Genomic DNA, 23,998 nt, shown 5'->3' on the forward strand with positions numbered 1-23,998 from the left:
GTGCGTGTGCGCGCGGTCATCGTGCCCCCTGAAGGGCCTCTTCGAGCGCCGTCCGGACCGTGCCCTGGAGCTCGTGCCATGAGGCGATGAACTTGTCGACGCCCTCGTCCTCGAGCACCTGGGTGACGTCGGCGAAATCGACGCCCACCGTCGCGAGGCCGTCGATCACGCCGTGCGCGTCGGCGTAGCTGCCGGTGACGGTGTCGCCGGTGATGTCGGCGTGGTCGAACGTCGCCTCGAGCGTCTTCTCGGGCATCGTGTTGACGGTGCCCGGAGCGACGAGCTCGGTGACGTAGAGGGTGTCGGGCAGCGACGGGTCCTTCACACCGGTCGACGCCCACAGCGGACGCTGAACGTGGGCTCCGGCATCCGTCAGGGCCTTCGCGCGGTCCGTCGCGAACTCGCGCTCGAACAGCTCGTACGCGAGCCGTGCGTTCGCGACGCCCGCACGGGACTTCAGCTCGGCCGCCTCGTCGGTGCCGATCGCCGCGAGGCGCTTGTCGACCTCGGTGTCGACGCGCGACACGAAGAACGAGGCGACCGAGTGGATCTTCGAGATGTCGCGGCCGTTCGCCTTGGCCTGCTCGATGCCCGAGAGGAACGCGTCGATGACCTCGGCGTAGCGGTCGAGGCTGAAGATGAGCGTGACGTTCACCGAGATGCCCTCCGCGAGCACCGCGGTGATCGCGGGCAGACCCGCCCTCGTCGCGGGGATCTTGATGTGGACGTTCGGCCGGTCGACCTCGGTCCACAGCTCCTTCGCCTGCGCGATCGTCGCCTGGGTGTCGTGCGCGAGATCGGGGGAGACCTCGATCGACACGCGGCCGTCGACGCCGTCCGTCGCGTCGTAAGCGGGACGGAGGATGTCTGCCGCGTCGCGTACGTCGGTCGTCGTCAGCGAGAAGATCGCGTCGGCGGCCGTCGCGCCCTCCGCCGCGAGCGCGCGGAGCGGCTCGTCGTAGCCGTGGCCCTGACCGATCGCCGCGGCGAAGATCGTGGGATTCGTGGTCACGCCCGACACGTTGCGGTCGGTGATCAGGCCGGCGAGGTTGCCGGTCTCGATCCGCTGACGCGAGAGGTCGTCCAGCCAGATGCTGACGCCGGCGTCGACCAGCTTCTTCGTGGGGGTGCTCATGCGTTCTCCTCGATGACGACGGCCGCCCCTGCGGTGGCCGCGATGGTCTCTCGGGCCGCCTCGACGACGGCGTCGGCGGTGATGCCGAACTTCTCGAACAGGGTCTTGTAGTCGGCCGACGCGCCGAAGTGCTCGATCGACACGGAGCGGCCGCTGTCGCCGACGATGCCACGCCACGGGAGCGCGATGCCGGCCTCGACGGACACGCGAGCCTTGACCGCCGACGGCAGCACGCTCTCGCGGTACTCCTCGTCCTGCTCGGCGAACCACTCCAGCGACGGGGCGGACACGACACGGGCGTTCACGCCCTCGGCGGCGAGACGCTCGCGCGCCGAGACGGCGAGCTGCACCTCGGAACCGGTCGCGATGATGATCACGTCGGGCGTGCCGTTCGGCGCCTCGGCCAGGACGTACGCGCCCTTCGCGACGCCCGCGGCCGATGCGAGCACATCGCCGGATGCCTCGCCGTCGCCGCGCTCGAACACGGGGATGTTCTGGCGCGTGAGTGCGATGCCGGCGGGGCCGCCGTGGCGACGCAGCAGCTCGAGCCACGCGTACGCGGTCTCGTTCGCGTCGGCGGGGCGGACCAGCGTGAAATTCGGGATCGCGCGCAGCGCGGCCAGCTGCTCGATCGGCTGGTGCGTCGGGCCGTCCTCGCCGAGCGCGATCGAGTCGTGCGTCCACACGAACAGCGACGGGATGCTCATGAGCGCCGCGAGACGGACGGCGGGGCGCATGTAGTCGCTGAAGATGAGGAACGTGCCACCGAACGCGCGTGTCGGGCCGTGCAGCACGATGCCGTTGACGATCGCCCCCATGGCGTGCTCGCGGATGCCGAAGTGGAGGACGCGCCCGTAGGGGTCGCCCGCCCACTCGTGGGTGGACCACTCGGTGGGGATGAAGGACTTCGCGTCCTTGATGGTCGTGAGGTTCGACTCCGCCAGGTCGGCCGAGCCGCCCCACAACTCGGGCAGCTCCGCCGCCAGCGCGTTGATGACCTGACCCGACGCGGCCCGCGTCGACACGTCCTTGCCGGCCTCGAACCGGGGCAGGGCGTCGGCGATGTCCGCCGGGAGCTCACGTGCCTGCAGCCGGTCGAAGAGCGCCTTGCGCTCGGGGTTCGCGGCCGCCCACGCGTCCCACTTCTTCTGCCACGCCTCGTGCTCGGCGGCCGCGCGCTCGGCGAGCGAGCCGCGCGTGTGCTGGAGCACGCCGTCGGGCACGACGAACGTCTGCTCGGGGTCCCACCCGAGGACCTTCTTGGTGGCGGCCAGCTCGTCGGCGCCGAGCGCCGAACCGTGGATCTTGCCGGTGTTCTGCTTGCCGGGAGAGGGCCAGCCGATGATCGTCTTGAGGATGATGAGCGACGGGCGGTCGGTCTCGCCCTTGGCGGCCTCGATCGCGGCGTAGAGCTCGGGCACGTCCTCGACGTACTGGCCGGTGCGCTTCCAGTCCACCGTCTGGACCTGCCAGCCGTACGCCTCGTAGCGCTTGGCGACGTCTTCGGTGAAGGCGACGTTCGTGTCGTCCTCGATCGAGATCTGGTTCGAGTCGTAGATCACGACGAGGTTGCCGAGGCCCTGGTGCCCCGCGAGCGACGACGCCTCGGATGTGACGCCCTCCTGCAGGTCCCCGTCGGACGCGATCACGTAGATGTGGTGGTCGAAGGGGGACTCGCCGGCCGCGGCATCCGGATCGAAGAGTCCGCGCTCGTAGCGAGCGGCGTACGCGAACCCGACCGACGATGCGAGACCCTGGCCGAGGGGCCCGGTCGTGATCTCGACGCCGTCGGTGTGGCCGTACTCGGGGTGGCCCGGCGTGAGCGAGCCCCACGTGCGCAGCGACTCGAGGTCGCCGAGCTCGAGGCCGAACCCGCCGAGGTACAGCTGGACGTACTGAGTGAGCGACGAGTGACCCGCCGACAGGATGAACCGGTCGCGACCGACCCAATGCACGTCGGAGGGGTCATGCCGCATGACGCGCTGATAGAGGAGGTAGGCCGCCGGAGCGAGGCTCATCGCCGTGCCGGGGTGTCCGTTCCCCACCTTCTCCACCGCGTCCGCCGCCAGGACGCGAGCGGTGTCCACCGCGCGCCGATCGATCTCATCCCAACGCAGTTCCGACACCCGGCCGCCTTTCTCGTGGAGTTGCGCCCGTGGAGGCCGTCCCACGGAGCCTTGTCCGGTGTGGAGAAGGGGGAATCGGCGCTGGGCGCGCGTGTGGTCTCAGCATAGCGAAGGGGCATGCCGCTCCGGCCATGGGCCGCGACATGTGAAGAACCGTTTCACCAAGGCCCGCGGTGGGGTCGGCGATGGGCTCGCGCAGGCCGATCCGGATGCCCCGGGCCGCCCGTTCTGTGGGAGCGGGGCAACCGGGTCGCCGCCGCCGGATGCCCTAGACTGGACAACGGTCTGCACACGGGCGATTGCGGGGGCGATGGACATCAAGACGACGGCCGGCGCCGGTGCATCGACCGACTCGGCGCGGCGCCCGCGTCACGGCCTGGGGCGCACCGTCCGGGCATACGTCGCACTCACCAAGCCCCGCGTGCTCGAGCTGCTGCTCGTGACGACCGTCCCGGTGATGATCCTCGCGCAGGGCGGGTTCCCGAACCTGTGGCTTGTCCTCGCGACCGTGATCGGTGGCTCCATGAGCGCCGGGTCCGCGGCCGCGTTCAACATGTACCTCGACCGCGACATCGACGCGCACATGCAGCGCACCGAGAACCGGCCGCTCGTGACGGGCGAGGTCTCTCCGCGCGGGGCGCTCATCTTCGCGTGGGCGCTGGCCGTCGGGTCGACGTTGTGGCTTCTGGCAACGACCAACTGGCTCGCCGCGACGCTTTCGGCCGCCGCGATCTTCTTCTACGTCGTGATCTACACGATGGTCCTCAAGCGCCGCACCGAGCAGAACATCGTGTGGGGCGGGATCGCCGGATGCTTCCCGGTGCTGATCGGATGGACCGCCGTCACCGGATCACTCGCGTGGCCGCCGGTCATCCTCTTCGTGCTCGTCTTCCTGTGGACGCCGCCGCACTACTGGCCGCTGTCGATGAAGTATCGCCACGACTATGAAGAGGCCGACGTGCCGATGCTCGGCGCGACTCGGGACGGATCGCAGGTCGGGCTCCAGGTGATCCTCTACGCGTGGGCGACCGTCGCGTGCTCGCTCCTGCTCATCCCCGTCGCCGGCATGGGGCTCGTGTACTCGGTGTCGGCTGTCGTCTTCGGCGGCTGGTTCATCTACGAGTCGCACCGCCTCTACAACCGCGCCGTGCGGGGTACCGAGCCGCGTCCGATGCGCGTCTTCCACGCCTCGATCTCGTACCTGACGCTGCTGTTCGTCGCGATCGCGGTCGACCCCCTTCTGCCGTTCTGACGCGGAATCGACCACGCGCCGTCGCCGGCGGCGCTCAGCGCGGCGGGCGCATTCCGCCGAGGAACACCCGCGAGATGACGCGGTCGAACACGCGATCGGGCAGCAGCCGTCTCGCGCCCACGGCGAGGCGCGCCTGGGACCCGACGGCGTACCGAGTGCGCGGATGCTTCGCGGCGACGGCGCGTGCGATCGCGTCGGCGACGACCGATGGGGGAGAGGCGCGACCCGGCCGATCCGAGGCCTCGAGGAACGCCGTCGCGCTCTCGACGAGCGGCCGGTACGGTCCCGTGCCCGAGGTCTCGAGGGCCGATGCGCGGGCGATGCCGCCCCACTCGGTCTCGATCGCGCCCGGCTCGATCACGACGACGCGGATGCCGAACGGCGCGACCTCGATCCGCAGGGCGTCGCTGAGTCCCTCCACCGCGAACTTGCTCGCGTGGTACCACGAGCCCAGCGGCGTGGTGATCCTGCCGCCGATCGACGAGATGTTGACGATCGTGCCGGAGCGCCGCTCGCGCATCGACGGGAGCACGAGCTGCGTCAGCCGCGCGAGCGCGAAGAGGTTGACGTCCAACTGCCGGCGCGCCTCGTCGAGCGGAATCTCCTCGAACGCCCCATAGGCGCCGTAACCCGCGTTGTTCACGAGCGCGTCGATGCGGCCCCGCTCGGCGAGGACGCGCTCGACGAACGCCGTCGATGCGGGATCGTCGGTCACGTCGAGCGCGACGACGTTGATTCCGGAGGCCTCGAGCCCCTGCATCCGTTCGATCCGCCGCGCCGCCGCGTACACCGTGAATCCGTCGCGGGCCAGACGCTCGGCCGTGGCGGCGCCGATGCCCGAAGACGCGCCGGTCACGATGGCGACAGGACGCGAGGCGCTCATGCCGCCGATTCTCTCAGTTCGAAGAGGCGGATGCCTCGACCCGGTCGCCCTCGTCGACGCCGGCCACGGGCGCGACCGGGCGCTTGAGGCGCAGCACGACCACCGTCATCGCCGCGGCGGCCAGGGCCGCGAGCACCATGTGGATGCCGACCGCGATCGGCGGAAGGCCTTCGCGCGCCTGGTACACGCCGACGACGATCTGCGCGACCACAACCGCCAGGAGCGCGATCGACCAGCGAAGGGTGGGGAGGCGGAGGACGGCCCCGGCGCCCACGAGCAGCACGAGCAGCCCGCCGAGGACGTAGCCGGGGACCGAGTGCACGTGCGCGAGCACGGATGCGTCGAATCCCGTGCGGATGACGTTCGCGTCGCCCGAGTGCGGGCCGTTCGCGGTCGTCAGCACGCCGAACGCGAGCGTGACGGCGAGGGCGGCGGTCGTCAGGTGCGTGAGGACCGCGAACCACACCGGCACGGCGCGCTCGCGCGGCCCGGGACCGTCGTAGGCGCGCACGAGGTACGCGGCCGTCACCGCGACGAGCACGACCGACGACACGTAGTGGAAGCCGACGATGAACGGGTTGAGGCCCGTCAGCACCGTGATGCCGCCGACGAGGGCCTGCGCCACGACGCCCGCCACCACGATCCACGCGAGCACGACGAGGTCTCTGCGCTCAGAGACGGTGCGCACCGTCACGATCGCCGCGGCGATGACGGCGACGAGCACCACCGACGAGAAGACGACGAACGCGGGCGCGGCGAAGGCGCCGGCGATGACCGCGGCCGCGACACCCGCGACGATTCCCCCCGCCGCGAACCAGATCGTCAGGCGCAGCCCGCGGCGTGAGCGCACGTGCAGGAAGGTCAGGACGAGCACGGCGAGCGCCAGCACGCCGACGACGCCCGTCAGGGTACGATTGCCGAACTCGATGAACCCGTGGATGCCCAGCTCTTCGGTCGGGACGAGCGATTCGGGCGTGCACAGCGGCCACTCCGAGCACCCCAGGCCGGAGCCGGTGAGCCGGACCGCTCCACCCGTGCCGATGATGACGACCTCGGCGACGAACGACAGCCACGCCGCGATCAGCAGCCACCTGCCGGGACGCGTGGGGGAAGACACGGTGCTCCTCCTGGGAGTGGGCTCCGCGTCCGATCCGATCGCGCCGGTGGCGTCGAGCCGGGTCGGAGGGGAACCTGTAGAATCGAGGGGTCGGACGCGGGTGCGCGAGGCGCAACGCATCGATGACAGTCTAGGCGCGAAGGACGGCGCCACTTGAGAGGGCCCACCAGCGGCATCCGCCCGCGGTAACTCCACCGCGGAGACCGGGTGCTGGGGCGGATGACACCGTTGAGGCCCGGAGGAGAGTGTGACGATGTCGGATGTGCTGATCGACCGCCCCGAGCTCGAAGGGCTGGGGGTGTATGAGTTCGGCTGGCACGATGCCGACGCCGCCGGCGCGAGCGCGAGGCGCGGTCTCAACGAAGCCGTCGTGCGCGACATCTCCGCGCTGAAGGCCGAGCCCGAGTGGATGCTGAAGAACCGTCTCAAGGGTCTTCAGCTCTTCGCACGCAAGCCCATGCCGACGTGGGGCGCCGACCTCAGCGAGATCGACTTCGACAACATCAAGTACTTCGTGCGGTCGACAGAGAAGCAGGCCCAGTCGTGGGAGGACCTGCCCGAGGACATCCGCAACACGTATGAGCGTCTCGGCATCCCCGAGGCCGAGCGCCAGCGGCTCGTCGCCGGCGTCGCCGCGCAGTACGAGTCCGAGGTCGTCTACCACCAGATCCGCGAGGACCTCGAGGCGCAGGGCGTCATCTTCCTCGACACCGACACGGCGCTGCGCGAGCACCCCGAGTTCTTCGAGGAGTACTTCGGCACCGTGATCCCGGCGGGCGACAACAAGTTCGCCGCGCTCAACACCGCGGTGTGGTCCGGCGGCTCGTTCGTGTACGTGCCGAAGGGCGTGCATGTCGAGATCCCGCTCCAGGCGTACTTCCGCATCAACACCGAGAACATGGGCCAGTTCGAGCGGACGCTCATCATCGCCGACGAGGGCTCGTACGTGCACTACATCGAGGGCTGCACCGCCCCGATCTACAAGAGCGACTCGCTGCACTCGGCCGTCGTCGAGATCATCGTCAAGAAGAACGCGCGTGTGCGCTACACGACGATCCAGAACTGGTCGAACAACGTCTACAACCTCGTGACGAAGCGCGCCGTCGCCCACGAGGGCGCGACCATGGAGTGGGTCGACGGCAACATCGGCTCGAAGGTCACGATGAAGTACCCGTCGATCTTCCTCATGGGCGAGCACGCGAAGGGCGAGACGCTCTCGGTCGCCTTCGCGGGTCCCGGCCAGCACCAGGACGCCGGCGCCAAGATGATCCACATGGCGCCGTACACGCAGTCGTCGATCGTCTCGAAGTCGATCGCGCGCGGCGGCGGTCGCGCCGGCTACCGCGGCGAGGTCCGCGTCGACGCGAACGCCCACCACTCGGCGAACACCGTCCGCTGCGACGCGCTGCTCGTCGACACGATCTCCCGCTCCGACACGTACCCCGCGATCGACATCCGGGTCGACGACGTTCAGCTCGGCCACGAGGCGACCGTCTCGAAGGTCAGCGAGGAGCAGCTGTTCTATCTGATGAGTCGCGGCATGCCGGAGGACGAGGCGATGGCGATGATCGTGCGCGGCTTCATCGAGCCCATCGCACGTGAGCTGCCGATGGAGTACGCGCTCGAACTCAACAAGCTCATCGAGATGGGCATGGAAGGATCCGTCGGCTAGTGAGCTCCGTGACTTCGGCCCCGACCGTCCCCGGCGCGAAGGGCCACTCCGATGGCGCGGGCGCATTCGTTCCCGTGCAGACCCGTTCCGAGCGGTTCCGGTCGTACGACCCCGCCGCATTCGAGAAGCCGACCGGCCGCGAGGTCAACTGGAAGCACACTCCGGTCGACCGGCTCGCGCGCCTCTTCGTCGACGAGGCAGGCGACGAGGGCGCTGTGGCGATCTCGGTCTCCGGGCCCCTCGCGGCCGCCGGACTCCAAGCCGGAGCCGCGCCGCGCGGCGAGGTCTTCACCCCCGAGGACCTTCCTGCCGCGGTCGCGTGGTCGCGCTCGGCCGAGGCCCTGTACCTGTCGATCCCGGCGGATGCCGAGCTCGACGAGCCCGTCGTCGTCGAGGCCGTCGGCGCCGCCACCGCCCTGCTCGCCCACGCGCACATCGTGATCGAGGCGGGCGTCAACAGCCGCGGCACCGTCGTGCTCCGCCACGTGGGCAGCGCCCAGTTCGCGCAGAACGTCGAGATCATCGTCCGCGACGGCGCCCACCTCGAGGTCATCACGGTCCAGCAGTGGGACGACGACGCCGCCCACGCCGCATCGCACCAGGCCCGCGTGTCGCGCGATGCGACGCTCCGCCACATCGTGGTGAGCTTCGGGGGAGCGATCGTGCGCGTGAACCCGAACGTCGAGCTGGCGGGCACGGGCTCGCGGGCGGAGCTCTACGGCCTCAGCTACTCCGACTCGGGGCAGCACCTCGAGAGCCAGGTATACCTCTTCCACAAGGGCGCCGAGACGACCGGCGACGTGCTCTACAAGGGAGCGCTGCAGGGCGAGGGGGCGCGCAGCGTGTGGGTCGGCGACGTGCTGATCGGCCCCGACGCCGTGGGCACCGACTCGTACGAGGCGAACCGCAACCTCGTGCTCACCGACGGCGCCCGCGCCGAGTCCACCCCGAACCTCGAGATCGAGACGGGCGACATCCGCGGCGCCGGCCACGCGTCGGCGACCGGCCGCTTCGACGACGAGCAGCTCTTCTACCTGCAGGCGCGGGGCATCCCCGAAGACGAGGCACGACGCATGGTCGTCCTCGGGTTCCTCTCCGAGATCGTCCAGAAGGTGGGCGTGCCCGAGCTCGAGCAGGAGCTGCTCGCCGCGATCGAGACCGAGCTCGCGCTGGAGGTCGCGCGGTGACGGCGCAGCGCATCTGCTCGCTCGGCGAGCTCGTGCAGGACGAAGCGCGTCGCTTCGAGGTCGACGGGGTCGCGATGGCGGTCGTGCTCGACTCGAACGGCGAGGTCCATGCGATCGGCGACACCTGCACGCACGGCGACATCTCGCTGTCGGAGGGCTTCGTCGACGGCGACACGGTGGAGTGCTGGGCGCACGGCTCGGCGTTCTCGCTGCGCACCGGCAAGCCCCTCAACCTCCCGGCCTACGAGCCCGTCCCGGTGTTCCAGGTCACGATCGACGGCGACGACGTGCTCGTCGACCCGGCCGTCAAGCTCGCACTGAACTGAAGAAGGTATCGAACGAATGTCTGTCCTCGAGATCCGCGACCTGCATGTGACGGTCGAGACGGATGCCGGCATCACCCCCATCCTCAACGGCGTGACGCTCACCATCCGCACCGGCGAGACCCACGCCATCATGGGCCCGAACGGTTCGGGCAAGTCCACGCTCGCGTACACGATCGCGGGTCACCCCAAGTACAACGTGACGAGCGGCTCGATCACGCTCGACGGCGAGGACGTCCTCGCGATGTCGGTCGACGAACGCGCCCGCGCCGGGCTCTTCCTCGCGATGCAATACCCGGTCGAGATCCCGGGCGTCACGGTCACGAACTTCCTGCGCACCGCGAAGACCGCGATCGACGGCGAGGCGCCCTCGATCCGCACGTGGACGAAGGACGTCAAGTCGGCCATGAAGAACCTGCGCATGGACTCGAAGTTCGCGCAGCGCAACGTCAACGAGGGCTTCTCGGGCGGTGAGAAGAAGCGCCACGAGATCCTCCAGCTCGAGCTTCTGAAGCCGCAGATCGCCGTGCTCGACGAGACCGACTCGGGCCTCGACGTCGACGCGCTCAAGGTCGTGTCCGAGGGAGTGAACCGCGCGAAGGCCGAGTCGAACCTCGGCGTGCTGCTGATCACGCACTACACGCGCATCCTCCGCTACATCCACCCGGACTACGTCCACGTCATGGTGGGCGGACGGATCGTCGAGGAAGGTGGCCCCGAGCTCGCCGACCGCCTCGAGGACGAGGGCTACGACCGCTACCTGCCCGAGGGCGAGGAGGAGCCCGCCGACGCCCCCGTGGTCAGCGAAGCGTAGGATCACGGATATGACCGCGACGCTCAGCCCGGAGAAGTACGACGAGGTCACCGAGGCCCTCAAGGACGTCATGGACCCCGAACTGGGGATCAACGTCGTCGACCTCGGACTCGTGTACGACCTGGCTTGGGACGACGAGAACGACGCGCTGGTCATCCACATGACGCTGACCTCCGCCGGATGCCCCCTGACCGACGTGCTCGAGGAGCAGACCGCGCAGGCTCTCGATGAGGTCGTCGAGCGGTTCCGCATCAACTGGGTGTGGATGCCGCCGTGGGGCCCGGAGCGCATCACCGACGACGGCCGCGACATGATGCGGGCGCTCGGCTTCGCGATCTGACGCGGCTTCCGCAGACCGGTGTCGCCCGGTGACGGGGCGGACGGGGCATCCGTCTGCCCTCGATAGGCTCGAGGAGTGAGCGTGACCCCCTTGCAGGCCCTTCCGATCGACCAGCTCCGCGAACGCTCGAGCACCAAGTGGCGCACCTACGGGCCGGACGTGATCCCCATGTTCGTCGCCGAGACCGACTTCCCGCTCGCGCCCGCGATCACCCAGCGACTCGCGCGGGCGGTCGCCTTGGGCGACACCGGCTATACCCCGCCCGACCCCGGCATCCGCGACGCCTTCGCGACCTTCGCGCGCCGTCGCTTCGGCTGGGCCGTCGACCCGGCCCGCGTGCGGTCGACCGTCGACGTCATGATGGGGGTCGTCGAGATCCTGCGCCGGGTCACGAAGCCGGGCGATCGCGTCATCGTCACGCCGCCGGTGTACCCGCCCTTCTACGACTGCGTGCCCGAGGCCGATGCGGTCGTCGAGCGCGTGCCGCTGCGCGACACGGGCGACCGGTGGGAGCTCGACCTCGCGGGCATCGAAGCCGCCCTCGCGGACGGTGCGCGCGCCGTGCTGCTGTGCAACCCGCACAACCCGACCGGCACGGCGCACAGCCGCGAGAGCCTCGCCGAGCTGGCGCACATCGCCGCGGCTCATGACGCGGTCGTCGTGAGCGACGAGATCCACGCCCCGCTCACGCACAGGGATGCGACGTTCACGCCGTTCCTGGCGGCGTCCGACGAGGCCGCCCAGGTGGGCTACGCCGTGACGAGCGCGAGCAAGGCGTACAACCTCGCCGGCCTCAAGTGCGCGCTCATGATCACGGCATCGGAGGAGACCACGCGGGTCGTGCGCGACATGCCGGCCGAGGTCGAGTGGCGCACAGGCCTCTTCGGTGCGCTCGCCGGTGTGGCGGCGTTCTCGCAGGAAAGCGACGCGTGGCTCGACGCCGAGCTCGCGGCGCTGGACGCCAACCGCCGGCTGCTCGCCGACCTGCTCGCCGAGCACGTTCCTGGTGCGCGCTTCCGCATCCCCGACGCGGGATTCCTCGCTTGGGTCGATCTGTCCGCGCTCGGATGGGGCGACAATCCCGCGACGAAGATCCTGCGTGAGGCGAAAGTCGCCCTCCACTTCGGACCGCACTTCGGCGACGAGGGCAAGGGGCACGTGCGCGTCAACTTCGGGTGCGACCCCGACCTTCTGCGAGAGGCCGTCGCGCGGATCGGCGCGCTGGCCGCATCGTGACCTCTCCGACGCCCGCGTCGCCGCCCAGCGTGGCCGGGATCTGGAGCCCGCAGTTCGTGTGGGTGACGGTGGGCGCGGTCGCGATGATCTTCCTCGCGGCGATGCAGTCCCTCGCCGTGACGACGGTGATGCCCGTCGTGAGCGCCGACCTCGACGGTGCCGCGCTGTACGCGATCGCGTTCTCGGGCACGCTCGCCACGGGTGTCATCGGGATGGTCGCGGTCGGTGCCTGGAGCGACCGGTCCGGGCCGGTGTGGCCGCTCACGGCATCCGTCATCCTCTTCGTCGGCGGCCTCATCGTCGCGGGGCTCGCGCCGACCATGGAGGTGCTCGTCGTCGGGCGGCTCATCCAGGGCCTCGGAACGGGCGGCCAGACCGTCGCCCTCTATGTCGTCGTCGCGCGCGTGTACCCGCCCGCGATCCACGGCCGGGTGTTCGCGGCGTTCTCCGCCGCGTGGGTCGTGCCCTCGCTCATCGGCCCGTTCCTCGCGGGAGCGGTCACCGAGTACATCCACTGGCGGTGGGTCTTCCTCGGGGTGGCAGCGCTCACGGTGCTCGCGTACATCATGGTCGCGACGCGACTGTGGGGAACTGCGCTCGACACGGAGCATCCGTCGACCGCCCGGATCGGCCCGCGGCTCGCATGCGCCGTCGCCGTCGCGATCGGCGCGCTGGCGCTCAGTCTCGCCGGCGAGCTCGGGCCGTTCGCCGTGCCGACGGTCGTGGCATCCGTGCTCGTCATCGGGTTCGCGGTGCGACCGCTGCTACCGCGCCGCACGCTCACCGCCGCACGCGGCCTGCCGAGCGTCGTGCTCATGCGCGGTCTCATCGCGGGGGCGCTCTTCGGTGCCGAGGTCTACATCCCGTACCTGCTCATCGACGAGTACGACTTCTCGCCGACGTGGGCCGGTCTCGGTCTCACCGCGGCGGCCCTCACGTGGGCGGCGGCCGCCGACGTCCAGGGCCGGTTCGGCGACCGCATCGGCAACACGCGCATCACGATCTTCGGCGTTGCCCAGCTCGCGCTGGCGACCGCGATCGCGGCGCTGTCCGCGACGCTGCACCTGCATCCCGTGTTCGTGGTCGTCGGCTGGGCGTTCGCCGGCTCGGGGATGGGGCTCATGTACCCACGGCTGACGGTGCTCACGCTCGCGTACTCGACACCGCGCGATCAGGGCTTCAACTCGTCGGCGCTGTCGATCTCGGACTCGGTGGGCGCGGCGACGGCGATCGCCGTCATGGGCATCGTCTTCACGACGCTCATCGCGACGGATGCCGCGTTCCCGGCGGTCTTCATCCTCGCCGCGGGACTGGCTCTGCTCGCGCTCGTGCCGGGGCTTCGGCTGGGGCACGCGCACGAAGCTCGCGCGGAGGCGCAGTAGGCCGGGGGCTCAGGCTTCGTCTCGCTTTGCTCGCTCAGCCTTGAGTCGACGCCCTCCAAGGCGCTGCGCGCCGTGATCCGCGTCGACTCAATTCTCGGCCCGGCCGACCCTCCAGTACCCCATGAACGCCACCGCACGGCGATCGACGCCGCGGTCGGTGACGAGGTGCCGGCGGAGGGTCTTGATCGCGCCGGCCTCGCCCGCGAGCCACGCGTAGAGACGTGCGCGCTTGAGCGCCGCGCCGCCCTTCGCCGTGCGGGGCACCTCCCACAGGAGGCCCTCGTCGATGTCGACCTCTTCGACGTCGGCGCCGTGCCCGGGCGGGGTCAGGGCGGTCGCCGCATCCGTCACGGACACCACGAGGTGGCCGTGTCGATGGGTCCCTCCGCGCGCTCCGACACGATACTCGAAGCCCGGATGCCGCGGCAGGTAGCCGGTGTCGCCCTCTTCGGGCACCTCGAGCACGACGACCCCGCGGGCATCGCGCGGAAGCTGCTCGAGGATCGCGGCGATCGCGGGCGCGGCGGTCTCGTCGCCCGCGAGGAGGATGTCGTCGACGTGCGCCGGAGGCACGAAGTCGACGCCGTAGCTGACTCCCGTGTGCGCGGTCGTCGGCGCGAAGATGAGTACTTCGTCGCCGACGCGCGCGCTCGCGATCCACTCCGACGCCGGACCGATGACCTCGTGCGCGACCATGTCGACGTCGACCTCGCTCGCGTGGTTCCGCACGTAGCGCGTCGTGTAGGTGCGGAACGGGGGCCGCAGGTCCTCGGGGAGGGCGCGCCACTGCGTGTACCAGTCCTCGCCCGTCGGCATCGCGTCGATGCCGACCGTCGCGGTGGGGAAGACGATCTTGATGCGCTGGTCGAAGCCCGGATCGCCGTAGTGTGCGAGGTCGTCGCCGCCGAACGTGAACCTCCGGAAGCTCGGCGTCACGTCGGCGACCGCCTTCACGGTGGCGCGGAAGAATCGGTGGGCATCACCCGGGGAGGCCATGCGGTGCTCCTGTCGTGACGGGGGTCGGTGCGTTCGCGGGGCCCGCGATGTGCTCGGCGGTCGCCCGCTCGGCGCCCGAAGTCTCGGCGCTGACGATGTGGTGGCGCCCGCGGGGGAGGACGATCGGCGCACCCGACACGGGATCGGGCACGACGAGTGCGTCGAGCTCGAAGACATCGCGGATGAGCTCGCTCGTGACGACCTCGCTCGGCGCGCCGCTCGCGACGACGCGGCCGTCGCGGAGGGCGTACAGGTGGTCCGCGTAGCGGGCGGCCATGTTTATGTCGTGCAGGACCATGACGATCGTCGTGCCGCGCTCGCGATTGAGGTCGGTGAGCAGATCGAGCACCTCGACCTGGTGGGCGACATCGAGGAACGTCGTCGGCTCGTCGAGGAGGAGGATGTCGGTCTCCTGCGCGAGGGCCATGGCGATCCACACGCGCTGGCGCTGCCCACCGGAGAGCTCGTCGACGGCGCGGTCGGCGAGGTCCGACGTGCCGGTCGCGTCGAGCGATTGCGCCACGACCTCGTAGTCGCGCGCGCTCCAGCGCGCGAGCAGCTTCTGGTGCGGATGCCGGCCGCGGCCGACGAGGTCGGCGACGGCGATCCCCTCCGGCGCGATCGGGCTCTGCGGCAGGAGGCCGAGCATGCGCGCGACCTCCTTCGTGGGCCGGGAGTGGAGGGCCTTGCCGTCGAGGACGACCTGTCCGGAGCGAGCCGGGATGAGCCGCGCGAGCGCGCGCAGGAGCGTGGACTTGCCGCATCCGTTGGCGCCCACAATCGCTGTGATGCGACCCGGCGGGATCTGCAGGTCGAGCCCTTCGATGATGACTCGGTCCCCGTAGCCGAGCGTGAGCGACTCGGCCGAGAGCGAATGCGAGACCGTCATAGCGAGCCTCCGGAGCGGTTCGTCCTGATGAGGAGGTAGATGAGGTAGGGAGCGCCGACGACGCCGGTGATCACGCCGACGGGGTAGCGAGCGTCGAACGCGAACTGGCCGATGAGGTCGGCGACGAGCACGAGCAGCGCGCCGATGAAGCCCGACGGCAGGAGGAGTGCGGAGCCCGAGCCCACGACGCGCGCGGCGATGGGGCCGGCCATGAAGGCGACGAATGCGATGGGGCCGGTCGCCGCCGTCGCGAACGCGAGCAGCGTGACCGCCGCGAGGATCGCGACGACGCGGGACGGAGTGACGCGTACGCCGAGCCCCGCGGCGGAGTCGTCGCCGAGCCGGAGAACGCCGAGGTTGCGACTCTGGCTGAGCAGGGCGGGCACGACCACGATGCACGCGATCGCGAGTGGGAGCACGGTCGGCCAGCTCGCGCCGTTGAGACTTCCCGTGATCCAGCGGAGCGCGGCCTGCAGGTCCCACGCCGCGGCCTTCGACAACAGGTACGTCACAGCGGCGTCGAGCATCGCCGCGACGCCGATGCCGATGAGGATCAGCCGCGTGCCCGCGAAGCCGCCCTTGTTCGACAGCAGGTAGATCGCGAACGCTGAGACGAGCGCGCCGCCGAGCGCGAGCAGCGACACGGCGGTCTCGCCCTGCGACAGGACGACGATGCCGAAGACCGCCGCGGCCGTCGCACCCGACGAGATGCCGATGATGTCGGGGGAGGCGAGCGGGTTGCGCAGCATCGTCTGGAAGGTCACGCCCGCGATGCCGAACGAGAACCCGGCGAGCAGCCCCAGCGCGGCGCGCGGCAGCCTCAGCTCGCCGACGGTGAACGACGCGCCCGGAATCATGTGGCCCGCCAGCACATCGAGCACTTCGAGCGGCGTGTAGAGCGTGCGGCCGATCATGAGCGACAGGGCGAACACGACGACGATCGCAGCGCCCAGCCCCGCGGTGATGAGGGCGCTACGGCGCACCCGACGACGGCGGGACGCCGCGATCGCGGATGCGGCGAATGTCCCGTGGGCGGCAACGGGGGTGTCGAGGCTCGTCGGGGCGGTCACAGCTCGCGCACCTTCTGCCGGCGGACGATCCAGATGAAGAACGGCGCCCCGATGAGCGCCGTGATGACGCCGACCTCGACCTCGTCCGGGCGCGCGATGAGCCGGCCCACGACGTCGGCCGCGACGAGGAGCGCCGCTCCCGAGACCGCGGTGAACGGCAGCAGCCAGCGGTGATCGGTGCCGACGAGCAGACGGCAGATGTGAGGCACGATGAGGCCGACGAACCCGATGGGGCCCGCGATCGCCGTGGCGGCGCCGCACAGGATGACCGCGCCCACGAACGAGATCACGCGCGTGCGGGCGACGTTCTGTCCGAGCCCGGCGGCGAGGTCGTCGCCGAGCGCCAGCGAGTTCATGCCCCGCGCACATGCGAAGCACACGAGCGCGCCCACGACGAGGAACGGCAGTGCGACGCCGATGCGATCCCACGTCGCGCCGCCCACGCCTCCGATCTGCCAGAACCGGAAGCGCTCGACGATGTCGATGCGCGGCAGCAGGATCGCGGTCACGAGCGACAGGAACGCCGCCGAGCTCGCCGCGCCGGCGAGCGCCAACTTGAGGGGGGTCGCGCCGCCGCGGCCGAGCGAGCCGACCGCGTAGACGAACGCCGACGCCCCCGCCGCACCTGCCGTCGCGAGGGCGATGATCGCGTACGGATCCGAGAGGCCGAAGAACGCGATGCCCGCCACGACGACGAGAGCCGCGCCGCCCGAGATGCCGAGGATCGCGGGATCGGCGAGCGGGTTCCGCGTCACCGCCTGCAGCGACGCGCCCGCCAGGGCGAGGGCCGCGCCGACGAGCATCGCGAGCACCGTACGTGGCAGACGCGCCACGACCGCCGCCTCAGCGACCCCGCTCGTGTCGCCGCTGAGCCCGGCGAAGATGTCGTCGATCGACACTTCGCGGACGCCGAAGGCGACGGATGCCACGCACAGCGCCGAGAGGACCACGACCGCCACCGCGAGCCACGCCAGCCGCACCGCTGCCGGGCGCCGCAGGGATGCGGTGTCCGGCAGCGGGGGGCGAGTCTGCGTGACGGTCATGGGCGGCTGGTTGCGAGGATCAGTCCAGCGCGCCGGCGAGGACCGCGAAGTAGTCGTGGATGCCCCAGCCGATCGACAGCGGGGACGGGTTGGCGGATGCCGCGAGAGGCGTCGACTCCTCGAGGATCGCGATGTGACCGGCGGCGATCGCGGGGATCTGCGACAGGAGCGGGTCGGCCTGGAGCTGCTCGATGATGCTGCCGCTCGCGTCGCCATAGGTCACGAAGACGTCGACGTCGCCGAAGCGGTCGGCCTGCTCGGCGCTCACGGTCGTGTAGAACTGGTCGGTTCCGGTCGACTCCTCCTCGACGACGGCGGGGAGCGGGAGGCCGAGGTCGACCAGGAAGCCCGGGCGCGTGTCGAGGCTCGTGTAGAAGCCGATCTGGCTGAAGTCGGACGGGTCGATGTAGGAGAAGAGCACCTTCGACTCGGCGAGCTCGGGGAAGTCGGCGAGCGCCGCGTCGACCTCGGAGTTCAGCTCCTCGATGAGCGCGTCACCCTCATCGGCGAGGCCGAGGGCTGTCGAGTTGAGCCGGATCATGTCTTCGTAGGACGTGCCCCACGGCACCTCGGGGTAGGCGACGACCGGTGCGATCTTCGACAGCGTGTCGTACTCCTCCTGCGTGAGGCCCGAGTACGCGGCGAGGATGACATCGGGTTGCGTGTCGGCGACGGCCTCGAAGTCGATGCCGTCGGTCTCGTCGAACAGCACGGGGGTCTCGGCGCCGATCTCTTCGAGCGCGTCCTCCACCCACGGGAGCACGCCGTCGCCGTCGTCGTCGCCCCACGTGACCTCGGCCATGCCCACCGGCACGACGCCGAGCGCGATCGGCACCTCCTGGTTCGACCACGCCACTGTCGCGACACGCTCGGGCTTGGACTCGATCGTCGTCTCGCCGAAGGCGTGCTCGATCGTGACGGGGAAGGCACCGGCATCCGCCTCGTTCGCTGCGGCGTCACCGCCGTCGGCGGCGCTGGTCGCGCAGCCGGCGAGGGCGAGGACGGTCAAGGCGGAGAGCGCGATCGCGGTGGCGGAGCGGGAAATGGGCACGGACAAACCTCCGGAAGCGAGTAAGGACAGCCTTACTTTACCTACGCGTCCGAGTCGCCGCTAATCGGATTCCCACGAAGAGGGAGCCCCGGCCGACGCCGGGGCTCCCTCTCGAAGCGACGGATGCGCGTGTACTAGCGCTTCGTCGCGTCGGCCTTTCGCACGAGCGCCCACGCGGTCGGGATCAGCAGCGCGGCGATGAGCGCCTTGATGATTCCGCCCACGATGAAGGGGAAGACGCCCGCCTCGAGCACCTGGAGGAAGGTCAGCTGCGCGCCGCCCACGACGTTGAGGATGTAGGCGAGGTAAGGGACGCCGAACAGGAACGGCACCACGCTCGCGACGGCGAAGCCGACGAAGGCGAGCCACGGCTTGCGGTCCCACGCGCGCTCGGCGAACCAGCCCGCGACGAAGGCCGCGAGCACGAAGCCGATGATGTAGCCGAAGCTCGGCTTCGCGAGAGCCGCGATCGTGCCCGTGAAGCCGGCGAACACCGGGAGACCGGCGAGGCCGGCGATCATGTAGGTCATGAGCGCCGCAGCGCCGCGCCATGCGCCCAGGGCGGCGCCGACGACGATGACGCCGAGCGTCTGGCCCGTGATGGGGACGGGCCATAGCGGGATCTCGACCTGCGCGAGCAGGGCGACGACGGCGGCGCCCGCGACCACGAGCGACGCGTCGACGGCGAAGGCGCGGGCGCGGTGGGACGGGCGGGCGATCACATCGGCGAGGACGCGGCGGGGCTGCGACGGGGCGACGGCGACGGTCATGGGGCTCCTCAGTGGACGGGCCGGGTCGGGGGAAGCCCGGCATCGCGACTTATACTAGGGGGCTGGCCATCTCGCGCCGCTTGTATCCCATCCCCAACGAAACGGACGATCGCTGTGCTCGCCGTGCACGACCTCGAGATCCGCGTGGGCGCCCGCGTGCTCATGTCGGACGTGTCGTTCCGCGTATCCGACGGCGACAAGATCGGGCTCGTAGGTCGAAACGGTGCCGGAAAGACGACGCTCACGAAGGTGCTCGCGGGCGATGTGCTGCCCAGTGCCGGCCGCGTCGACCGCTCCGGTGAGATCGGCTACCTGCCCCAGGATCCCCGGTCTGGCGACCCCGAGATGCTCGCGCGCACGCGCATCCTCGACGCGCGCGGGCTCGGCACGATCGCCATCGGCATGCGTGAGGCATCCGAGGCCATGGGATCCGGCGATGCGGATGCCGCGGCCCGCGCAATGCGCAAGTACGCGTCCCTCACCGAGCGCTTCGAGGCACTGGGCGGCTACGCCGCCGAGGCCGAGGCCGCGTCGATCGCCCACAACCTCGCCCTGCCGGACCGCATCCTCGATCAGCCGCTGAAGACCCTCTCGGGCGGGCAGCGACGCCGCATCGAGCTCGCGCGCATCCTGTTCTCGGACGCCGGCACGATGATCCTCGACGAGCCGACGAACCACCTCGACGCCGACAGCGTCGTGTGGCTGCGGGACTTCCTCAAGAGCTACAAGGGCGGGCTCATCGTCATCTCGCACGATGTCGAACTCGTCGGCGAGACCGTGAATCGCGTGTTCTACCTCGACGCGAACCGCCAGGTCATCGACATCTACAACATGACGTGGAAGAACTATCTGCGTCAGCGCGCGGCCGACGAGGAGCGCCGCAAGAAGGAGCGCGCGAACGCCGAGAAGAAGGCGACCGCGCTCCAGCAGCAGGCCGCGAAGTTCGGCGCGAAGGCGACGAAGGCCGCGGCGGCGCACCAGATGATGGCGCGCGCCGAGAAGCTGCTCGCGGGACTCGAGGAGGTCCGGCAGGAGGACCGGGTCGCGAAGCTGCGGTTCCCGAAGCCGGCGGCGTGCGGGCGCACGCCGCTCACGGCATCCGGTCTCTCGAAGTCGTACGGATCGCTCGAGATCTTCACCGACGTCGACCTCGCGATCGACCGCGGCTCGAAGGTCGTCGTGCTGGGCCTCAACGGTGCCGGCAAGACGACGCTGCTGCGCATCCTCGCCGGGGTGGACGCCGCCGACACGGGTGTGGTCGAAGCCGGGCACGGCCTGAAGATCGGGTACTACGCGCAGGAGCACGAGAACCTCGACGTCTCGCGTTCGGTGCTCGACAACATGATGTCGGCCGCGCCCGACATCTCGGCGACCGAGGCGCGCAAGGTGCTCGGTTCGTTCCTGTTCACGGGCGACGACGTGCTCAAGCCCGCGGGCGTTCTGTCGGGCGGCGAGAAGACGCGGCTGTCGCTCGCGACGCTCGTCGTGTCCAGCGCCAACGTCCTGCTGCTCGACGAGCCGACGAACAACCTCGACCCCGCGTCGCGTGAAGAGATCCTCGGCGCCCTCGCGCACTACGAAGGAGCAGTCGTGCTCGTCTCGCACGACGAAGGCGCCGTGGAGGCCCTCAACCCCGAACGGGTGCTGATCCTGCCGGACGGCGTCGAGGACCTGTGGGGCCGCGACTACGCCGATCTCGTCGCGCTGGCCTGACGGCCCGCGTCAGCGCCGCGCCGCGTCGAGGATCGCGTCCTCGTCCTCCGCGTCGCGGTCGCGCCTGCGCTGTCGTCGCCCCTCCGAGGGCGAAGCTGATGCCGCCTCCGGCTCGACCGCGGAACCGCCCGCGTGTCCGGCGGTGGGCGATGCCGCATCCGTCGCGATCCCTTCGCTCGCGCCGGCGTCCTCGCGGCGCCGTGTGCGCTCGGTGTGGATGACGTACCCGATGAAGACGAACCCCATGATCGCGAACAGGATCCACTGGATCGCGTACGACAGGTGCGGTCCCGGGTCCTCGGAGGGCGCCTCGACGGACTGGGGGCGCAGCGTCGGTGAGGGGGTCTCCGTCGCCATGAGGCCGTATGCCGACTGCTCGACATCGCCCGAGATCGCCGGGTCGACGAGTTCCGCGATGAGCGGGAGATGGATGGTCGGGACCTGGCCCTCGTCGGCCGAGCGGCCCGACGCGGGCAGGGGCTCACTGGCGCGAAGGCGCGCGACGACGGTGACCTCGCCCCCGGGCGGCTCCGGGACTTCGTCCGGCAGACGCTGCTCGCTGCCCGGCGGGACCCATCCGCGGTTGATCACGAGCACGCGTCCGGACTCGGTGAGCAACGGCACGAGTACCTCGAACGCGGCGGTTCCGCCGTGCGCGCGATTGCGCACGAGCAGCTGCTCATCGGGGAGGTACTCGCCGACCACCTCGACCGGAAGCCACTCATCGCCGGCGTCGAGCTCACCGCCGGAGGGGATCGCCGCGTCGAGCGGCACGGGCTCGGCGTCGTAGTTCCGCTCGACGAGGGCCAGCTGCCCGGCGCGCTCGGCGTTCCGGCTGAACTGCCAGTTCGACAGGAACGCGCACGTGACGGCGAACACGACCGCGACGAGCACGTAGACGGTCCACCGCACCGCGGGGCGCGCGGTCTTCAGGCTCATCGCGCCGCCTCCGAAGACGCGAGGCGCGACACCTCGACGGGGAAGCTGCGCGCGGCCAGGAAGTCCCGCAGGTGATCGCGGTGCTCGTCGCACGCCACCCACGTCTTGCGGCGATCCTCGGAGTGGATGCGCGGGTTGCGCCAGTCGATGCGCCACACGGCGGTGGCGCGGCATCCGGCTCTCGAGCACTCGGCGGCAGTCTCGATCACGCGGCGCCGTCCTCTCGACGGTCATCGGGCGTCTCGGGAGCTGCGGATGCCGGAGTCTCGGGATGTTCGGGCGGCACCGCGTCGGCGGCCCTGCGCACGGGCGCCTGGAGCGTCTCCTCGATGCGGATCACGTGTGCCGAGGAGCTGTCGGCCGTGGGAGGAGCCGGCGGCGGTGCCGCGGTGAGCGTGAGCTCGGGGTTCTCGGCCGAAGCCACCGGCGGTCGGCTGCTGACGTTCGCGATCACGACGGCGATGTAGGGGAGGATCACAGCCCCCGCGCCGAACACCCACGTGTACCACCCGTACGGCGTGACGACGACCATCAGGATGAAGCACACCACGCGGATGCTCATCATGATGATGTACTTCATCGAGCGCGCCCCGGCATCGTCACGAGGTGCACGCGGCAGCGACGTGGCCGATGGGGCCCTGCTCGAGTTCTTCACGATCCTTCCAGCCTACGCCGGGTGCGGACCCGCGGATCCGCAGCAGGATCGCCGCTCAGGTGTTCGTGGGAAGGTTCGAGATCACCGCGAACAGCGCCGGGAGGAACGCCAGGGCGACCAGGAGCCCCAGCACCGCGAGCCCGATTCCGACGTACCCTGTGATGAGGCCGCCGAGCGCGATGCCGCGACCCTCCTCACCAGACGTCTTGAGCTGCGACAGCGACATGTGGCCCGTGATGACGCCGACGATCGACCCGATGAACGGGACGAGCGTGAGTCCTGCGATTCCCGCGATGAGGGACACGATCGCGAGTGAGTTCGTGCGGCGCTGCGGATACCCGCCGCCGTAGGCGGGCGCGGCCGGATACCCCGCCTGCGAGTATGCCGGGGGTGCGCCGTAGCCGGGCTGCTGTCCATAGGTGGACGCCGCGGGGTACTGCTGCTGAGCGGGCGGGGAGATCCCCGCGGGCGGGTAGTCGGCGGGGGAGCCCGCCGGAGGAGCGGGAGGCGGTTCGTACGCGGGCGGCGGAGCGGGCTGCTGCGACTGCGGCGCGTCGCCGGACGGGGTGTTGTCGCTCATCGATCGGCCTTTCTCGGGGTCGCTTCCAGCGTCCCAGCGGCCACCCGGCGTGTCAACGACGCACCGCTAGGCTGGTGCGGGTCCAGCCCGCGCACCACCCCCACGGGAGCACACATGCCCATTGATCGCGTCGTCCTCGTCACCGGCGGTAACCGCGGCATCGGCCGCGCGATCGCCGAGCGCTTCGTCGCCGAAGGCTACAAGGTGGCCGTGACCGCACGTTCCGGCGAGGGTCCTGAGGGAACGCTCACGGTGCGAGCGGACGTGACGGATGCCGCGGCCGTCGACGCCGCCTTCGGCGAGGTCGAGGCGGCTCTCGGCCCGGTCGAGGTCGTCGTCGCGAACGCCGGCATCACGAAGGACACGCTGCTGCTGCGCATGACCGAGGACGACTTCGACAGCGTCGTCGCGACGAACCTCGGGGGCGCGTTCCGCGTCGTCAAGCGCGCATCGAAGGGCATGCTCCGCGCGAAGTGGGGTCGCGTGATCCTCATCTCCTCGGTCGTCGGCCTCTTCGGCTCGGCCGGCCAGATCAACTACGCGTCGTCGAAGGCTGGTCTCGTCGGCTTCGCGCGCTCGCTCACGCGCGAGCTCGGTGCACGCGGCATCACCGCGAACGTCGTCGCGCCCGGCTTCATCGAGACCGACATGACCGCGTCGCTCCCGGAAGACACGCAGGCCGAGTACAAGCGCAGCATCCCCGCGGGACGCTTCGCGACGCCCGATGAGGTCGCCGGAGTCGTCGCGTGGCTCGCGTCGGACGACGCCGCCTATATCTCGGGCGCCGTGATCCCGGTCGACGGCGGGCTCGGCATGGGGCACTGA

General features: G+C 70.5%; 24 protein-coding genes. 10 read left to right on the forward strand and 14 right to left on the reverse strand.

The window, feature by feature from the left end; all coding sequences use genetic code 11:
* Positions 1–16: 16 nt before the first annotated feature.
* Both tal and tkt read right to left on the reverse strand, forming a co-directional pair.
* A complete protein-coding gene (gene tal / locus BJ991_RS11460) occupies positions 17–1,135 on the reverse strand; it encodes a transaldolase (protein WP_179490091.1) in 1,119 nt (372 codons plus the stop codon).
* Complete coding sequence (tkt, locus tag BJ991_RS11465) at positions 1,132–3,261, reverse strand: transketolase (RefSeq protein WP_179490093.1); 2,130 nt, start codon at positions 3,259–3,261, stop codon at positions 1,132–1,134. Before tkt ends, tal begins: the two co-directional genes overlap by 4 nt.
* Positions 3,262–3,571: 310 nt before the next feature.
* Here tkt and BJ991_RS11470 point away from each other — a divergent pair, with 310 nt between their 5' ends.
* Positions 3,572–4,513: a heme o synthase gene (locus tag BJ991_RS11470; RefSeq protein ID WP_179490095.1), complete on the forward strand. Its 942-nt coding sequence runs from the start codon at positions 3,572–3,574 to the stop codon at positions 4,511–4,513.
* Positions 4,514–4,547: 34 nt separating this feature from the next.
* Here BJ991_RS11470 and BJ991_RS11475 read toward each other — a convergent pair whose 3' ends face one another.
* Positions 4,548–5,396 carry an oxidoreductase gene (locus tag BJ991_RS11475; protein ID WP_179490097.1) on the reverse strand — a complete coding sequence of 283 codons (849 nt, stop codon included), beginning with the start codon at positions 5,394–5,396 and terminating at the stop codon, positions 4,548–4,550.
* Between the two features lie 13 nt (positions 5,397–5,409).
* The gene (locus BJ991_RS11480; RefSeq protein ID WP_343048728.1) at positions 5,410–6,513 is read right to left on the reverse strand and encodes a COX15/CtaA family protein; all 1,104 of its coding nucleotides are present in this window, start codon (positions 6,511–6,513) and stop codon (positions 5,410–5,412) included.
* Positions 6,514–6,766: 253 nt separating this feature from the next.
* On the opposite strand from BJ991_RS11480, the gene sufB reads away from it, so the two are divergent.
* The 7 genes from sufB to BJ991_RS11515 all read left to right on the forward strand — a co-directional run bounded on the left by sufB (position 6,767) and on the right by BJ991_RS11515 (position 13,467).
* A complete protein-coding gene (gene sufB, locus BJ991_RS11485) occupies positions 6,767–8,185 on the forward strand; it encodes a Fe-S cluster assembly protein SufB (protein WP_179490101.1) in 1,419 nt (472 codons plus the stop codon).
* Positions 8,185–9,372 (forward strand): Fe-S cluster assembly protein SufD, encoded by a 1,188-nt coding sequence (gene sufD / locus BJ991_RS11490; RefSeq protein WP_179490103.1) that lies wholly within the window; start codon positions 8,185–8,187, stop codon positions 9,370–9,372. The genes sufB and sufD overlap by 1 nt, the downstream gene beginning before the upstream one ends.
* Positions 9,369–9,698, forward strand: coding sequence for a Rieske 2Fe-2S domain-containing protein (locus tag BJ991_RS11495; protein ID WP_179490105.1), 330 nt, complete (start codon positions 9,369–9,371; stop codon positions 9,696–9,698). The genes sufD and BJ991_RS11495 overlap by 4 nt, the downstream gene beginning before the upstream one ends.
* Before the next feature lie 16 nt (positions 9,699–9,714).
* Positions 9,715–10,509 carry a Fe-S cluster assembly ATPase SufC gene (gene sufC, locus BJ991_RS11500; RefSeq protein ID WP_179490107.1) on the forward strand — a complete coding sequence of 265 codons (795 nt, stop codon included), beginning with the start codon at positions 9,715–9,717 and terminating at the stop codon, positions 10,507–10,509.
* Between the two features lie 10 nt (positions 10,510–10,519).
* Complete coding sequence (locus BJ991_RS11505; protein WP_179490109.1) at positions 10,520–10,849, forward strand: metal-sulfur cluster assembly factor; 330 nt, start codon at positions 10,520–10,522, stop codon at positions 10,847–10,849.
* 75 nt (positions 10,850–10,924) lie between these two features.
* Positions 10,925–12,085, forward strand: coding sequence for an aminotransferase class I/II-fold pyridoxal phosphate-dependent enzyme (locus BJ991_RS11510; protein WP_179490111.1), 1,161 nt, complete (start codon positions 10,925–10,927; stop codon positions 12,083–12,085).
* Between the two features lie 29 nt (positions 12,086–12,114).
* Positions 12,115–13,467 (forward strand): MFS transporter, encoded by a 1,353-nt coding sequence (locus BJ991_RS11515; protein ID WP_343048729.1) that lies wholly within the window; start codon positions 12,115–12,117, stop codon positions 13,465–13,467.
* Between the two features lie 87 nt (positions 13,468–13,554).
* Here BJ991_RS11515 and BJ991_RS11520 read toward each other — a convergent pair whose 3' ends face one another.
* The 6 genes from BJ991_RS11520 to BJ991_RS11540 form a co-directional block, all read right to left on the reverse strand.
* Positions 13,555–14,463 carry a siderophore-interacting protein gene (locus BJ991_RS11520; RefSeq protein ID WP_179490113.1) on the reverse strand — a complete coding sequence of 303 codons (909 nt, stop codon included), beginning with the start codon at positions 14,461–14,463 and terminating at the stop codon, positions 13,555–13,557.
* Positions 14,447–15,352 (reverse strand): ABC transporter ATP-binding protein, encoded by a 906-nt coding sequence (locus tag BJ991_RS11525; protein ID WP_179490115.1) that lies wholly within the window; start codon positions 15,350–15,352, stop codon positions 14,447–14,449. Before BJ991_RS11525 ends, BJ991_RS11520 begins: the two co-directional genes overlap by 17 nt.
* The gene (locus tag BJ991_RS11530; protein WP_425487529.1) at positions 15,349–16,422 is read right to left on the reverse strand and encodes a FecCD family ABC transporter permease; all 1,074 of its coding nucleotides are present in this window, start codon (positions 16,420–16,422) and stop codon (positions 15,349–15,351) included. The genes BJ991_RS11525 and BJ991_RS11530 overlap by 4 nt, the downstream gene beginning before the upstream one ends.
* Positions 16,419–17,465: a FecCD family ABC transporter permease gene (locus BJ991_RS18215; RefSeq protein WP_218852932.1), complete on the reverse strand. Its 1,047-nt coding sequence runs from the start codon at positions 17,463–17,465 to the stop codon at positions 16,419–16,421. The genes BJ991_RS11530 and BJ991_RS18215 overlap by 4 nt, the downstream gene beginning before the upstream one ends.
* A gap of 19 nt (positions 17,466–17,484) precedes the next feature.
* Entirely contained in the window at positions 17,485–18,516 is a 1,032-nt protein-coding gene (locus BJ991_RS11535; RefSeq protein ID WP_179490119.1) for an ABC transporter substrate-binding protein, read from the reverse strand.
* Between the two features lie 134 nt (positions 18,517–18,650).
* On the reverse strand, positions 18,651–19,286 hold the full coding sequence (locus tag BJ991_RS11540) for a biotin transporter BioY (protein WP_179490121.1): 636 nt from the start codon (positions 19,284–19,286) through the stop codon (positions 18,651–18,653).
* A gap of 114 nt (positions 19,287–19,400) precedes the next feature.
* Between BJ991_RS11540 and BJ991_RS11545 the strand changes: the two genes are divergently transcribed.
* Complete coding sequence (locus BJ991_RS11545; protein ID WP_179490123.1) at positions 19,401–20,999, forward strand: ATP-binding cassette domain-containing protein; 1,599 nt, start codon at positions 19,401–19,403, stop codon at positions 20,997–20,999.
* Between the two features lie 9 nt (positions 21,000–21,008).
* On the opposite strand, the gene BJ991_RS11550 is transcribed toward BJ991_RS11545, so the two are convergent.
* From BJ991_RS11550 to BJ991_RS11565, 4 genes are read right to left on the reverse strand one after another with little or no spacing between them, the layout of a single operon-like run.
* Complete coding sequence (locus BJ991_RS11550) at positions 21,009–21,938, reverse strand: SURF1 family cytochrome oxidase biogenesis protein (RefSeq protein WP_179490125.1); 930 nt, start codon at positions 21,936–21,938, stop codon at positions 21,009–21,011.
* A complete protein-coding gene (locus BJ991_RS11555) occupies positions 21,935–22,147 on the reverse strand; it encodes a hypothetical protein (RefSeq protein WP_179490126.1) in 213 nt (70 codons plus the stop codon). The genes BJ991_RS11550 and BJ991_RS11555 overlap by 4 nt, the downstream gene beginning before the upstream one ends.
* On the reverse strand, positions 22,144–22,593 hold the full coding sequence (locus tag BJ991_RS11560) for a DUF3099 domain-containing protein (protein WP_179490128.1): 450 nt from the start codon (positions 22,591–22,593) through the stop codon (positions 22,144–22,146). Before BJ991_RS11560 ends, BJ991_RS11555 begins: the two co-directional genes overlap by 4 nt.
* Positions 22,594–22,648: 55 nt before the next feature.
* On the reverse strand, positions 22,649–23,173 hold the full coding sequence (locus tag BJ991_RS11565) for a DUF4190 domain-containing protein (protein ID WP_179490130.1): 525 nt from the start codon (positions 23,171–23,173) through the stop codon (positions 22,649–22,651).
* A gap of 114 nt (positions 23,174–23,287) precedes the next feature.
* On the opposite strand from BJ991_RS11565, the gene fabG reads away from it, so the two are divergent.
* The gene (gene fabG, locus BJ991_RS11570) at positions 23,288–23,998 is read left to right on the forward strand and encodes a 3-oxoacyl-ACP reductase FabG (RefSeq protein ID WP_179490132.1); all 711 of its coding nucleotides are present in this window, start codon (positions 23,288–23,290) and stop codon (positions 23,996–23,998) included.

Source organism: Microbacterium immunditiarum, from assembly GCF_013409785.1.
GTDB classification, from domain to species: domain Bacteria; phylum Actinomycetota; class Actinomycetes; order Actinomycetales; family Microbacteriaceae; genus Microbacterium; species Microbacterium immunditiarum.